We start from the raw sequence: 13,678 nt of genomic DNA on the forward strand, positions 1-13,678 counted from the left end.
GCCTTGCTCCCACAGGGGCATGCAGACATCTGTGGAAGGGTAAGCTTGCTCCCCACAGGGGCATGCAGGCTTCTGTGGAAAAGGCTTGCTCCCACAGGGGAACGCAGGCTTCTGTGGGAGCAAGGCTTGCCCGCGATGAGGCCAGTACAGGCAACGCCCCTCTTGCGTGAATCCCATTCGTCCGTGACATGACGTCCTTTCATATGCCTTCCAAAACCGGTTGGGTTAGAATGCCCCCCTTTTCTGCCCCCGATCCTTGAGGACCGCCATGTTCAGCCGTGATTTGACTATTGCCAAGTACGACGCCGATCTCTTTGCCGCCATGGAGCAAGAAGCTCAGCGCCAGGAAGAGCACATTGAGCTGATCGCTTCGGAAAACTACACCAGCCCCGCGGTGATGGAAGCTCAAGGCTCGGTGCTGACCAACAAGTACGCCGAAGGCTATCCGGGCAAGCGCTACTATGGTGGTTGCGAGTTCGTCGACGTGGTCGAGCAACTGGCCATCGACCGCGCCAAGGAACTGTTTGGCGCCGATTACGCCAACGTCCAGCCCCACGCAGGCTCCCAAGCCAACGCCGCCGTCTATCTGGCGCTGCTATCGGCCGGTGACACCATTCTGGGCATGAGCCTGGCCCACGGCGGTCACCTGACCCACGGCGCCAGCGTTTCGTCTTCGGGCAAGCTTTACAACGCCATCCAGTACGGCATCGACGGCAACGGCCTGATCGACTACGACGAAGTCGAGCGCCTGGCGCTCGAGCACAAGCCGAAAATGATCGTGGCCGGTTTCTCTGCCTACTCGCAGATCCTCGACTTCCCGCGTTTTCGCGAAATCGCCGACAAGGTCGGTGCCTACCTGTTCGTGGACATGGCGCACGTTGCAGGCCTGGTTGCCGCTGGCGTCTACCCGAACCCGGTGCCATTCGCCGACGTCGTCACCACCACCACCCACAAGACCCTGCGTGGTCCACGGGGCGGCCTGATCCTGGCTCGTGCCAATGCCGACATCGAGAAGAAGCTCAACTCCGCGGTATTCCCGGGCGCCCAGGGCGGCCCGCTGGAACACGTGATCGCAGCCAAGGCGATCTGCTTCAAGGAAGCGCTGCAGCCTGAGTTCAAGGCCTACCAGCAACAAGTGGTGAAAAACGCCAAGGCCATGGCCGGCGTGTTCATCGAGCGTGGCTTCGACGTCGTGTCCGGCGGGACCGAGAACCACCTGTTCCTGCTGTCGCTGATCAAGCAGGACATCTCCGGCAAAGATGCCGACGCAGCGTTGGGCAAGGCGTTCATCACCGTGAACAAGAACTCGGTGCCAAACGACCCACGCTCCCCGTTCGTCACCTCCGGCCTGCGCTTCGGCACCCCGGCCGTCACCACTCGCGGCTTCAAGGAAACCGAGTGCAAGGAACTGGCTGGCTGGATCTGCGACATTCTGGCGGACCTGAACAACGAGGCGGTGATTGACGCTGTTCGTGAGAAGGTCAAGGCGATCTGCAAAAAGCTGCCGGTATACGGCGCTTAATCAGCCCGCTAAACCTCAGTAAAAAAGGCCTCCATTGAAAGATGGGGGCCTTTTTCATGGGCGTAAACAACGCCCCCAAACAACCCAACCCCACACTTATATAATCTCCTGCAATACACACAACACCACCGACAGCCGATAAATCAATAACATCCATAACGGCACACTTCATAAACCCAACGAGGAGTCGAATCACATGGACCGTGATCAATCTTTTAACGCAACACTTCGAATGTTTGACCGCCACGTCAATCTGCTTGAAATACTTCATGGCAAACCCGCGATGGCCACCGTGAGTTTATTCAGCGGTGGCTTCTTTACCGGCCGTCCCCAAACCCATGACCATTCCAGCCTGCTCGGCATGCGCCCGAAAGGCCAGAACCTCTCCGCCACCCCATTAAAATTGCATTTTCGCCATACCAACGACGGCTACAGCCTGGTCATTAAAAACACGGGGGAACATGACAACAAACTTATCGGTAAACGCTGGCTTGAGGTTCTGGGCGCACAGGATTCAGGCACGGATGATCCGATGTTCTTTACCCTCGTTGATCATCAGAACAACGCCATCACCCTGAAGAACATTTTCACTCCCCATTTACCGGTCTCGCTCATGACAGAAAACAAAAAACATATAGGTGGATTGAAAGTACGAGGCTCGCCTTATATTTATCTCGCCGAGACAGAAGAAAAGTCAAAAGTGACGTTCATCCTGAGTGTACTTTAAAGAACATATCGATGACTTTGTGGCGAGGGGACTGATCCCTCGCCACAGGGTGCTGTGGCGCACGACTTGCCACCGACAATTTTTTTTCACCGCAACAAACGGCTCAAGCACAAGGGTTCCGCCTCAACAGGTAAGACCGGTCATGCCAAATGTCTGCAAATCAGCTTGCACAGCACCAAAAACCGCGCCTAGACTGCGCCTGCACTGGACAAACCGGTAAGACCACAATAATGAAGTCCTGACGCCAACAGCTCTACTGACGGCGAAAACGGACACCGAACCAGGAATCCCTCCCATGCTCAAATGGTGCTCGCGTTCGATCTTCCTTCAAGTTGTCCTCGGATTGGTGCTCGGCATCGTCTGTGGGCTGACCCTTCCCGAATACTCCGCACAGCTCAAACCCCTCGGCGACGGTTTTATCAAGCTAATCAAGATGCTCATCGGCCTGATCGTGTTCTGCGTGGTGGTCAGCGGTATCTCCGGTGCCGGAGACCTCAAGAAGGTCGGGCGCATCGGCCTCAAGTCGGTTATCTACTTCGAAGTCCTTACCACCATCGCGCTGGTCATCGGTCTGGTGCTTGCCTTCAGCACCGGCATCGGCAGTGGCGCGAACATCCATCTGGAACAGCTTTCCAGCGCAGACATGGGCGATATCGCTCAGCGTGGCGAGCACCTGGTCACCACCACCCAGTTCCTCATGAACCTGATCCCGACCTCGGTGCTCGGGGCCTTCGCTGAAAACAACATTCTGCAAGTGCTGCTGTTCTCCGTGCTGTTTGGCAGCGCGCTGAACCTGGTGGGCGATGCCGCGTCCGGTATCTCGCGGCTGATCAACGAACTGAGCCACGTGATCTTTCGCATCATGGGCATGATCGTGCGTCTGGCCCCCATTGGTGTCTTCGGGGCCATCGCCTTCACCACCAGCAAATATGGCCTGGACTCACTGCAACACCTGGGCAGCCTCGTGGGCCTGTTCTACCTCACCTGCATCGCCTTCGTTGCGCTGATCCTCGGCCTGGTGATGCGTGCCTCGGGCCTGCCAATGTTGCCGTTTCTCAAATACCTGCGTGAAGAGCTGCTTATCGTGCTCGGCACGGCCTCATCCGACGCCGTGCTGCCACAGATCATGCGCAAGCTTGAACATCTGGGGATCGGCAGTTCCACCGTCGGTCTGGTCATTCCGACCGGTTACTCGTTCAACCTGGACGGTTTTTCGATCTACCTGACCCTGGCGATTGTGTTCATTGCCAACGCCACCGGCACGCCTCTGGCGATGAGTGATTTGCTGACCATCCTGCTGGTGTCACTGATCACCTCCAAGGGCGCCCATGGAATTCCCGGATCGGCGCTGGTGATCCTGGCTGCCACACTGACGGCGGTCCCGGCAATCCCGGTGGTTGGCCTGGTACTGGTACTGGCCGTGGATTGGTTCATGGGCATCGGCCGAGCCCTGACCAACCTGATTGGTAACTGTGTGGCCACCGTGGCGATTGCCCGCTGGGAAAAAGACATCGATGTCCCTCGGGCGCGCAAGGTACTGTCCGGTCAACAAGGTTATGCCTTCCAATCCAGGAAACCGGTGGGCACTGCCCATCAGCAACAATTCTGAAGGACTGCGGTGCCGGCCCGCGAACCGGCACCGCCTGATTGATTTTCGAGGAGTAACAAGTGATCAGTTCATCAACCGTCGTCAACTCCGTGGTGGAGAAACTACGTGCCGCCCTCGCCCGGGGCCAATGGCGCTCGGGCGACATGCTGCCCGGCCAACGGGAACTGGCCGAGCAATTGGGCATCAGCCGACCAAGCCTGCGTGAAGCGGTGATTGTCCTGGAAACCCTGGGGCTGGTGCGTTCGATGCCCGGCAAGGGTGTCGTGGTGCTGGAGGCCAACTTCGCCGACACCGCCAGTGAAGGCAGCGCCATGGCTGGCGCGAGTCTGGAGGACGTGCTGCAACTGCGCTACACCCTGGAGCCTTTCATCGTCGGCCTGGTGGCACAGTCCATCAGTAGCAAGGAGGTCGGCCAGTTGCGCCTGACGCTCATGGACATGCGCGAAGCGTTGGAGGCCAGCGACAGCGACGCCTGCGCCAACGCCTACATCGCCTTCCACGAAGAGCTGTTTGCCTTGACGTCCAACCCGATTTTTCAAAACGTGGTCCAGCAGACCAGCAACGCTCTCAAGCAAAGCGCCGATGTGTTGCGCAATTCACCCCAGCACCTGGCCGAACGCCTGGAGGAAAACGAAGCTGTGGTGCGCGCCATCCGCGGCAAGAACAGCGCCCAGGCCAGCAGCGAAATGCGCCGGCATATTCTCAGGGAAGGCCAGCGCATGGGCATCGAACTGAATATCCCGGACGACAACCTCGGCACTTGAGCCACGGCCTGCGGAGACTGCCATGAACAACCTCATGCCCCACCCACATCAGCCTGAGCGCAACGTGCTCGCGTCCCTGTCGCTGCCCGGTCGGATTGGCAAACCGTCGGTAGACGATATCTACCCGCGGATCTTCGACGCCATCCTTGAACAACGTATTGCTCCGGCCAGTCGTTTCACCGAGGAAAGCCTGGGGGATGTGTTCGGTGTCAGCCGCAGCATCATTCGCCGAGTCCTGGCGCGCCTGTCCCACCAGCAAGTCGTCATCCTGCGGCCCAACCATCGGCCGCAAGTGGCGGCACCGGACCTGGAGCAGACCCGGCAGATTCTGCACGCGCGACGCCTGACCGAACAAACCCTCGTGCGCCTGGCTTGCAAGGCGCCCCAGCCCAAGGATCTACAGCGTCTGCGGGAGCTGGTAGAGCGCGAGCGCCAGTGCCTGGATCGCGGTGAACGCGGCCCGGCGATTCGCCTGTCCGGTGAGTTTCACCTGCAATTGGCAACCATGGCCGGCAATGGGCCGTTGGCGCAGTTTCTCGGCAGCCTCGTGCCATTAACCTCGCTGGCCCTGGCGCGCCACGAGATCAAGTCCCGCAGGCATTGCGCCTGGCAGGAGCACTTGGCGATCGTAGACGCGATAGAACGTGGCAACGTTGATGAGGCGTTGCAACTGATGAGCGAGCACCTGGACCATCTTGAGCAAAAGCTACTGATGGCCGCAGGCACCGGGACGTCAAAGTAGCGCGGCTTCGAAGCCTGCGCGAATCTTCTCTTCAGGCAACTCGTCGGCGATGAACACAATGACGCTCTCCCGGGCTTCGTCTGGCGCCCATTCGGTGTCCCAATCAAAACCGTACAGTTTGAGTACGCCCTGGAACACCAGTCGACGGGATTCGCCCGCGATATTCAGCACCCCCTTGTAGCGCAGCAACTGCTTGCCGTGCTCTTCCAGCAACTGGTTCATGAACTCGCTGAGCTTGTCGATCTCCAGCGGTTTATCGGTGCGAAGCACGAGACTGCTGATGCGGTCCCCGGCGGTTGCCTTGCCCACCGGTCGCAGACTGAACCCCGCTCCCAAGTCTGCGTTGAGATTGAAGCCGCGAATGTCGAGCAGTTCGGCCAGATCGATTTTGCCGTGTTCCACCACCCGGATCGGCGCCCGTCGGTTGATGCGCGTCAGACGTTCGCCAAGGGCTTGGACATGGTCTGGGTCCACCAGATCGGTCTTGCTCAGCAGCAGACGGTCGGCAAACCCGACCTGGGCCTGGGCGATGGCCTGGGTCAGGTGGATCTCGGCATGAGCGGCGTCCACCAGGGTCAGGATACCGTCGAGGATGTAACGCTCGCGCAGGTCCTCATCGATAAAAAATGTCTGAGCCACAGGGGCCGGATCGGCCAGACCGGTGCATTCGATCACCAGGCGATCGAAGGCTATTTCGCCGCTGTCCAGCCGTTCGAGGAGCAGGTAAAGGGCTTTGGTCAAGTCAGTGTGAATGGTGCAGCACACACAGCCATTGGCCAGGGTCATGACTTGCACCGGCTCATCGCCCAATAGCTGGGTATCGATGCCGGCATCGCTGAATTCATTCTCGATCACGGCGATTTTCAGGCCGTGCTCGGCCTTGAGCAAATGACGCAAAAGCGTGGTCTTGCCAGCGCCGAGGAAGCCGCTGAGGATGGTGACCGGGATGGGAGAGGACAACGTGATTCTCCTGTTGCGAAATTAAAAGAAGAGCACAAAACCCATGTGGAGGCGAGGCAAACTGCTCGCGAAAGCGATGGATCAGCAAACATCAATGCTGCTGACCTGACGCCATCGCGAGCAGGCTCGCTCCCACAAGGGGATCGGTGGTGTTTCCGAATCCCGAGCCCCCCCCAAAACAACTGTGGGAGCGGGCTTGCTCGCGAAAGCGGTGTGTCAGCCACATCAATGGCGACTGACCCGACGCCTTCGCGAGCAAGCCCGCTCCCACAGGGGGTACCTCAACCCAAGCGGTGCTTCAACAGCACTTGGGCCCCGCCTTGCCGCCGTAACGGGCTTCCTGGCGTTCGCGGAAGAACGCCTCGTAGTCCATCAGCGGTTTGTCCGGGTGTTTGCTTTGCATGTGCTCGACGTAGTTGTCGTAGTCGGGCATGCCGACCATCAGGCGGGCGGCCTGACCGAGGTATTTACCGAGGCGACTCAAGTCATTGAACATCGTTGCAATCCTCTATTCAGGCGTCCGGCAGGGCCTGGAAGGGCGCTTCTTTATCCGTGCGTTCCTTGTGACCCCAGGCGGCGATACCGACCTTGAGCGCGTAGAACAGGATGCTGAAGACCACCAGCAGGAACAACACCGTCAGCGTTGCGTTGGTGTAGGCGTTGTACACCACATGCTGCATCTGCTCGATGCTCTTGGCCGGGGCCAGGATCTGGCCGGCGGCCAGGGCATCGTTGTATTTGCGCGCCAGGGCCAGGAAGCCGATCGCCGGGTTAGCATCGAACAGCTTGATCAGGCCCGCCGTGGTGGTGCAGATCAACAGCCAGACCGCCGGCAGCATGGTCACCCAGACGTAGCGCTGGCGCTTCATCTTGATCAGTACCACGGTGCCGAGCATCAGGGCGATACCGGCCAGCATCTGGTTGGAGATGCCGAACAGCGGCCACAAGGTGTTGATGCCGCCCAGCGGATCGATCACGCCCTGGTACAACAGGTAACCCCACATCGCCACGCAGCCGGCGGTGGCGATCAGGTTGGCGGCCCAGGATTCGGTGCGCTTGAGGGCCGGCACGAAGGAACCGAGCAAATCCTGCAACATGAAGCGCCCGGCACGGGTGCCGGCGTCTACCGCGGTGAGGATGAACAGCGCTTCGAACAGGATCGCGAAGTGGTACCAGAACGCCATGGTGTTCTCACCCGGCAGCACCGAATGCAGGATCTGCGCGATCCCCACCGCCAGCGTTGGCGCCCCGCCGGCACGGGCCAGCACGGTGGTCTCGCCGATGTCATTGGCCACCGCCTGCAGTGCTTCGGGGGTGATTGCAAAGCCCCAACTGCTGACGGTCTGCGCCACGCTCACCACATCGCTGCCGACGATCGCCGCCGGACTGTTCATGGCGAAGTACACGCCCGGCTCGATCACCGAAGCGGCCACCATCGCCATGATCGCCACGAACGACTCCATCAGCATGCCGCCGTAACCGATGTAGCGGGCGTTGACTTCGTTATCGAGCATCTTCGGCGTAGTGCCCGAAGAGATCAGTGCGTGGAAACCCGAGACCGCGCCACAGGCGATGGTGATGAACAGGAACGGAAACAGCCCGCCCTTCCACACCGGCCCCGTGCCGTCGGTGAACTGGGTCAGTGCCGGCATTTTCAGCTCGGGCATGGTGACCAGAATGCCGATCGCCAGGGCGACGATGGTGCCGATCTTCAAGAAGGTGGACAGGTAATCGCGCGGCGCCAGGATCAGCCAATCGGCAACACGGCGGCAACGAAACCGTAGCCGATCAGCATCCAGGTGATTTGCACACCGGTGAACGTGAAGGCCTCGGCCCAGACCGGGTCGGCGGCCACTTGTCCGCCGAGCCAGATCGAGCCCAGCAGCAACAGCACGCCGATGAGCGAGATTTCACCGATGCGGCCCGGGCGGATGTAGCGCATGTAGATGCCCATGAACATCGCGATCGGGATGGTCGCCATCACCGTGAAGATCCCCCACGGGCTCTCGGCCAGGGCCTTGACCACGATCAGCGCCAGCACCGCGAGGATGATGATCATGATCAGGAAGCAACCAAACAGCGCGATGGTGCCGGGGACGCGGCCCATCTCTTCACGGACCATGTCGCCCAAAGAGCGACCGTTGCGACGGGTGGACAGGAACAGGACCATGAAGTCCTGCACGGCACCGGCCAGCACCACCCCGGCGATCAGCCAGAGCGTACCGGGCAGGTAGCCCATCTGCGCCGCCAGCACCGGCCCGACCAGCGGCCCGGCACCGGCAATGGCCGCGAAGTGGTGGCCGAAAAGGATGTGTTTGTTGGTCGGGACAAAGTCCAGGCCATCGTTGTTGAGCACGGCGGGGGTGGCCCGGCGCGCATCGAGTTGCATCACGTTATTGGCGATGAACAGGCTGTAGTAGCGGTAGGCGACCAGGTAGATGGCCACGGCTGCGACGACGATCCAGAGGGCGTTGATCGCCTCCCCCCGACGCAATGCCACAACGCCCAGGGCGCTCGCTCCTACGACGGCCAGCAGTAGCCAGGGTATGTGGCGCAGCAGGCTATTATTGTTTGTCATTTTTATATTCCGGCCAGGGTGGACAAGAAAGACAGCCAACGGAGTTTAGCGCTAACGGACACACAAAGGCCACCCCTGCGACGTTCGTCTGTCGCCGGCCGAACGGTGACAATGGCGCGCCAGTTGGGTCTATAGTCAATCAATCTCCAGAAAGGAATACGTAATGAGCGAACGCCGCCGCTTCGTACGAATCGAGTTCCATGCCCGGACCGAGCTGAGTCAGGGCGAGGGCGAGGACAAATTGACTTGGCCGGTCGATCTGCTGGACCTGTCTCTCAAGGGCCTGCTGATCAAAAAGCCCGAGCCCTGGCTTGGCAATCCCGAAGACACTTTCGTAGCTGATATTCACCTGAGCAACGACGTGGAAGTGACGTGGAAGTGCGGATGGAGGTTCGGTTGACCCACGACGACCACGGCCACCTGGGCTTTGTCTGCGAGCATATCGACCTGGACTCGATCGCCCATCTGCGCCGGCTGGTGGAGTTGAACCTCGCCGACCAGGCTGAGCTGGAGCGGGAATTGGCGGCGTTGATCCAGATTTAAATACGCCGCGGGTCCTCTGTGGCGAGAGGATCGATGTGGGAGCAAGGCTTGCCCGCGATGGCGGCGACGCGGCCCTTCAAAATCGAGTCGTCTGCATCGCGAGCAAGCTTTGCTCCCACATAAACCCCTTTCACCATTGCCAGCGTTATTCGAACAACGCATCCAGCGCCTGTTCCAGGCGTGTCACGGCAATGATCTGTAATCCGGCAGGCGCCTCCTTCGGCGCGTTGCCCTTGGGCACAATGGCCCGTTTGAAGCCGTGCTTGGCCGCTTCCTTGAGTCGCTCCTGCCCACTGGGCACCGGCCGGACTTCCCCCGACAACCCCACTTCACCGAACACCAGCAGATCATGGGGCAGCGGCCGATTGCGCAGGCTGGACATGACCGCCGCCATCAACGCCAGGTCAGACGCGGTTTCCAACACTTTGACGCCGCCCACCACGTTGAGGAAAACATCCTGATCGTGGGTAGGAATACCACCGTGTCGATGCAGGACGGCCAGCAGCATGGCGAGCCGATTCTGATCCAGCCCCAAGGTGACCCGACGCGGGTTCGCCAAATGGCTGTCATCCACCAGCGCCTGCACCTCCACCAACATCGGCCGGGTGCCTTCCCAGGTCGCCATGACCACGCTGCCCGGCACTTCTTCCTGGGCGCGCGTGAGAAAAATCGCCGAAGGGTTCGAGACTTCTTTCAAGCCCCTGTCGGTCATGCCGAACACACCCAGTTCGTTGACGGCGCCGAAGCGATTCTTCACGGCCCGCAACAACCGTAGGCGACCGTCGGATTCGCCCTCGAAATACAACACGGTATCAACCATGTGCTCCAGCACCCGCGGGCCTGCCAGCGCGCCTTCCTTGGTGACATGGCCCACCAGGAAAATCGCCGTGCCACTCTGCTTGGCGTAGCGCACCAGCAATGCCGCGCTTTCACGCACCTGGGACACCCCGCCCGGCGCCGATTGCAGTTGTTCGGTGAAAATCGTCTGGATCGAGTCGATCACCATGACCTTGGGTTTTTCCAGGCGGGCCGTGGCGATGATGGTTTCGATGCACGTCTCGGTCATGACCCGCAGTTGATCCTGGGGCAGCCCCAGACGCCGAGCGCGCATGGCGACTTGCTGCTGGGATTCCTCGCCAGTGACGTACAACGCCGGCATGCGCGTGGCCAGGCTGCACAAGGTTTGCAGCAGGATGGTGGACTTGCCGATGCCCGGATCCCCGCCAATCAGCACGACCGAACCGTCCACCAGGCCACCGCCCAATACGCGGTCCAGCTCGCCGGAGGCGGTGGAAAAACGCGGAATTTCCTCGACGCTGACTTCAGCCAGGGTCTTGATTTGCGCCTGCTGACCGGCCCAACCCGTGCGACCAGTGGGGGCCGCTGCACCGCCACTCTCCACCATGGTTTCGGTCAAGGTGTTCCAGGCACCGCACTCACTGCACTGGCCGGCCCATTTGGGGAAGGTCGAACCGCACTCGGTGCAGCCATACATGCGCTTTGCCTTGGCCATCTGAACTCCGGGATAAAAACGCGATGATAGCCCAGTCGGTGGCCTGTACGGCCAGTTCGTTAGCTCAAATTCGGATGCCAGAAGTTCATAGCCAAGGCGCTGTGACGAGTCATAGCCCGCTATGGCGAGGAACAGCAACGCAGGATATGGGCTTCTGGCACCGAAGTTGGGCTGACAGAACTGGCCACACAGGCCACTAGCGCGGGGCCGGCATTCTGATTTCACCGTTGACCAGGTTCGCTGCGGTATTGCCCAACGGATCCTGGGCCTGCAGGTCCGCCCCCTTGGCCGCCAAGGCATCGAGCAACTCGACACGTTTGAACAGGCCGGCGTACATCGCAGCGGTCTGCCCGGCGCCGTTGCGCTGGTCCGGGTTGCAATCGGTGGACAACAAACGACGCGCGATCTGCACTTGGCCCTTGAAAATGGCACCCATCAGCGCCGTGTTACCACGGTTGTCCTGGATACAGGCATCGGCGCCAGCGGCCAGCAGCCGTTCCACCGCAGCACCATGGCCGTGATACGCCGCCAGAATCAGCGCGGTGTAGCCTTTTTCGTCCTGAGTGTTGAGCGAGTAACCGGCCTCAATGAAGGTCTCGAGCATCGGCCCGTCGCCTTGGCGGGCGGCGTCGAAATAATAGGTTTGCAACTGCTCTTGTACAGCAGCCGGGTCGGTGGGCACGGGCTGATCGGCCCATACGCTCAATGACCAGGTTGCGAGCATCGAAAACAGCAAGTTACGCAGCATGACGTCTCCTTGGCGCAAGGCTGTAGAGGCAAGGTTGTGGGAGCATGGCTTGCCCGCGATGCAGACGACTCGGTCAGGTTTCAGACCGCAGCGCCTGCTTCGCGAGCAAGCTTTGCTCCCACGGGTGATGCACTTGCCAGGCTGTGGATCAGTCGCTCAGCTTTTCCGCCAGCGCCTTGACCCGGGCCAGATCACCTTTGGCGACACGGGCCACGCCAGTGCCGTAATCAGCGTCAGCCTTGTAGAGGAACGACAGGATGATGTGTTTGCTCTCGTCATCAGTGGTCGCCAATGACCCACCGAAGCTTTCGATCAGGTCATTGCGCTCTTTCTGGTTGAACGAGCGGTACAGGTCACCGGCTTGCTTGAAGTTCTGCTCACGCTGAATCTTCGCCTGCTGGGTACTGCCGGTCAGCGCGGCCTGGCTGTAGCGTGCCGTTGGCTGTTCCTGACGAGGCATCAGACGGCTCGGCTGATAGTTCACGCCGGTGCTGGTGCTGCCCGAATTCATCGCGCCGTCCTGGTTGCCATTGTTGACCGCCACCTTCGGCGCATTGATGGGCAACTGAAGCGCGTTGGGCCCCACTCGATACATTTGCGTATCGGCATAGGAGAACACTCGCCCCTGCAACAGACGATCTTCCGAAGGCTCGATACCCGGAACAAGATTGGCCGGCGCCATCGCCACCTGTTCGGTTTCCTGGAAAACATTCGCAGGGTTACGGTTCAAAACCATTTGCCCGACTTTGCGTTCAGGCACACCTGGCCAGATTTTGGTCGCGTCCAGAGGATCGAAATCAAACGTGGAAAGGTCCTGCGGGTTCAGCACCTGAACGTACAAGTCCCATTTCGGAAAATCGCCCTTATTAATATGACTCACCAGATCGTTAGTCATATGGCTGTAATCTTGTCCCTGAACGTTCACAACTTCTTTCGGATCGAGATTTTTCAGGCCCTGCAAACTTTTCCAATGAAACTTGACGTAGTGAACGTCACCCTTTGCGTTCACCAACTTGTAGGCATGTACACCGTTCCCGTCCATTTCACGATAACTGGCTGGCGTACCGGAATTGGAATACAACTCGGTCAGCGTGCGTGTTGCTTCGGGCACATGTGAAAAGAAATCGAAACGGCGGGCGTCATCGTCCAGGTTGGTCCGTGGATCGGGTTTGAAGGCATGGACCATGTCTGGAAACTTGATGGCATCGCGAATGAAGAAGGTCGGGAAGTTATTACCCACCAGATCCCAGTTACCCTCGGCCGTGTAGAACTTGGTGGCAAAACCACGGGGGTCGCGCAGGGTTTCCGGTGAATGGTTGCCATGCACAACGGCAGAAAAACGCACGAACACCGGCGTGGCCTGGCCAGCGGCGAAGACTTTGGCCTTGGTCAGGTCACTGAGGTCGTCGGTGACCGTAAAGGTGCCATGAGCGCCAGTCCCTCTTGCATGCACCACGCGCTCGGGGATGCGCTCGCGGTCGAAGCGCTGGAGCTTCTGGATCAGTTGCACATCTTGCAACAAGGTCGGCCCGTTGGGACCGGCTGTTTGCGAATTCTGGTTGTCGCCCACGACCGCACCGTTATCGCGGGTCAGGGTGGCCGCGTTGACGGACAAGGACAGCAGGCTGGCGGTGAGCACAAAAAAGGCACGGCGATGGGAAAAAGTCCCGCCGCCAAGGGAAATGTTCATAGGCGTTTCCTCTGGTGTTATAGAGCGCATCCATGTGCGCCCTGCAGAGGCTAGTGCTCGAAAAAGAAAAACCTAAATAGAAATGCCGCACCGATCCGATAGAAAATTACTTGTGGGGAATCGGCTCGGGACCGCGTATCACGCGCGATTGATGGCACTTTGTAAACTTTTCCCCTTGGCCCGAGTCGATAACTGAAGCTTTGTAAGCAGGCGTTTCGAGCAGGACGCGTTTGGCTGATTTACACTGCCACCATCCACTTCATCTGTCACAAGGAACAACTC

10 protein-coding genes and 2 pseudogenes are annotated in these 13,678 nt (G+C 59.7%); 6 read left to right on the forward strand and 6 right to left on the reverse strand.

Features of this window, described 5'->3' with window-relative positions:
• Positions 1-268: 268 nt before the first annotated feature.
• The 5 genes from glyA (at position 269) to PSH57_RS24790 (ending at position 5,364) form a co-directional block, all read left to right on the forward strand.
• A complete protein-coding gene (glyA, locus tag PSH57_RS24770) occupies positions 269-1,522 on the forward strand; it encodes a serine hydroxymethyltransferase (protein ID WP_305385967.1) in 1,254 nt (417 codons plus the stop codon).
• 196 nt (positions 1,523-1,718) lie between these two features.
• Positions 1,719-2,249 carry a hypothetical protein gene (locus PSH57_RS24775; protein ID WP_305385968.1) on the forward strand — a complete coding sequence of 177 codons (531 nt, stop codon included), beginning with the start codon at positions 1,719-1,721 and terminating at the stop codon, positions 2,247-2,249.
• A gap of 295 nt (positions 2,250-2,544) precedes the next feature.
• Positions 2,545-3,858, forward strand: a complete 1,314-nt coding sequence (locus PSH57_RS24780; protein WP_305385969.1) for a C4-dicarboxylate transporter DctA — start codon at positions 2,545-2,547, stop codon at positions 3,856-3,858.
• Between the two features lie 59 nt (positions 3,859-3,917).
• Complete coding sequence (locus PSH57_RS24785) at positions 3,918-4,622, forward strand: FadR/GntR family transcriptional regulator (RefSeq protein ID WP_305385970.1); 705 nt, start codon at positions 3,918-3,920, stop codon at positions 4,620-4,622.
• Between the two features lie 22 nt (positions 4,623-4,644).
• Positions 4,645-5,364, forward strand: coding sequence for a GntR family transcriptional regulator (locus PSH57_RS24790; protein WP_305385971.1), 720 nt, complete (start codon positions 4,645-4,647; stop codon positions 5,362-5,364).
• Here the strand turns inward: PSH57_RS24790 and yjiA are convergent.
• The 3 genes and pseudogenes from yjiA to PSH57_RS24805 all read right to left on the reverse strand — a co-directional run bounded on the left by yjiA (position 5,356) and on the right by PSH57_RS24805 (position 8,902).
• Positions 5,356-6,324 carry a GTPase gene (gene yjiA / locus PSH57_RS24795; protein ID WP_305385972.1) on the reverse strand — a complete coding sequence of 323 codons (969 nt, stop codon included), beginning with the start codon at positions 6,322-6,324 and terminating at the stop codon, positions 5,356-5,358. The two genes, PSH57_RS24790 and yjiA, sit on opposite strands and share 9 nt — an antisense overlap.
• A 298-nt stretch (positions 6,325-6,622) precedes the next feature.
• Positions 6,623-6,820, reverse strand: a complete 198-nt coding sequence (locus PSH57_RS24800; RefSeq protein WP_047230563.1) for a YbdD/YjiX family protein — start codon at positions 6,818-6,820, stop codon at positions 6,623-6,625.
• A gap of 16 nt (positions 6,821-6,836) precedes the next feature.
• Positions 6,837-8,902, reverse strand: a pseudogene (locus PSH57_RS24805) (carbon starvation CstA family protein).
• 163 nt (positions 8,903-9,065) lie between these two features.
• On the opposite strand from PSH57_RS24805, the pseudogene PSH57_RS24810 reads away from it, so the two are divergent.
• Positions 9,066-9,445 (forward strand): annotated as a pseudogene (locus PSH57_RS24810) (PilZ domain-containing protein).
• Between the two features lie 145 nt (positions 9,446-9,590).
• Here PSH57_RS24810 and radA read toward each other — a convergent pair.
• The 3 genes from radA to katB all read right to left on the reverse strand — a co-directional run bounded on the left by radA (position 9,591) and on the right by katB (position 13,396).
• A complete protein-coding gene (gene radA, locus PSH57_RS24815; protein ID WP_305385975.1) occupies positions 9,591-10,958 on the reverse strand; it encodes a DNA repair protein RadA in 1,368 nt (455 codons plus the stop codon).
• 196 nt (positions 10,959-11,154) lie between these two features.
• The gene (locus PSH57_RS24820) at positions 11,155-11,706 is read right to left on the reverse strand and encodes an ankyrin repeat domain-containing protein (protein WP_422766055.1); all 552 of its coding nucleotides are present in this window, start codon (positions 11,704-11,706) and stop codon (positions 11,155-11,157) included.
• A gap of 148 nt (positions 11,707-11,854) precedes the next feature.
• The gene (katB, locus tag PSH57_RS24825; RefSeq protein ID WP_305385976.1) at positions 11,855-13,396 is read right to left on the reverse strand and encodes a catalase KatB; all 1,542 of its coding nucleotides are present in this window, start codon (positions 13,394-13,396) and stop codon (positions 11,855-11,857) included.
• Between the last annotated feature and the right edge of the window lie 282 nt (positions 13,397-13,678).

Origin of the sequence: Pseudomonas hefeiensis (assembly GCF_030687835.1) — a bacterium.
In the GTDB taxonomy this organism is placed as follows: Bacteria; Pseudomonadota; Gammaproteobacteria; order Pseudomonadales; family Pseudomonadaceae; genus Aquipseudomonas; species Aquipseudomonas hefeiensis.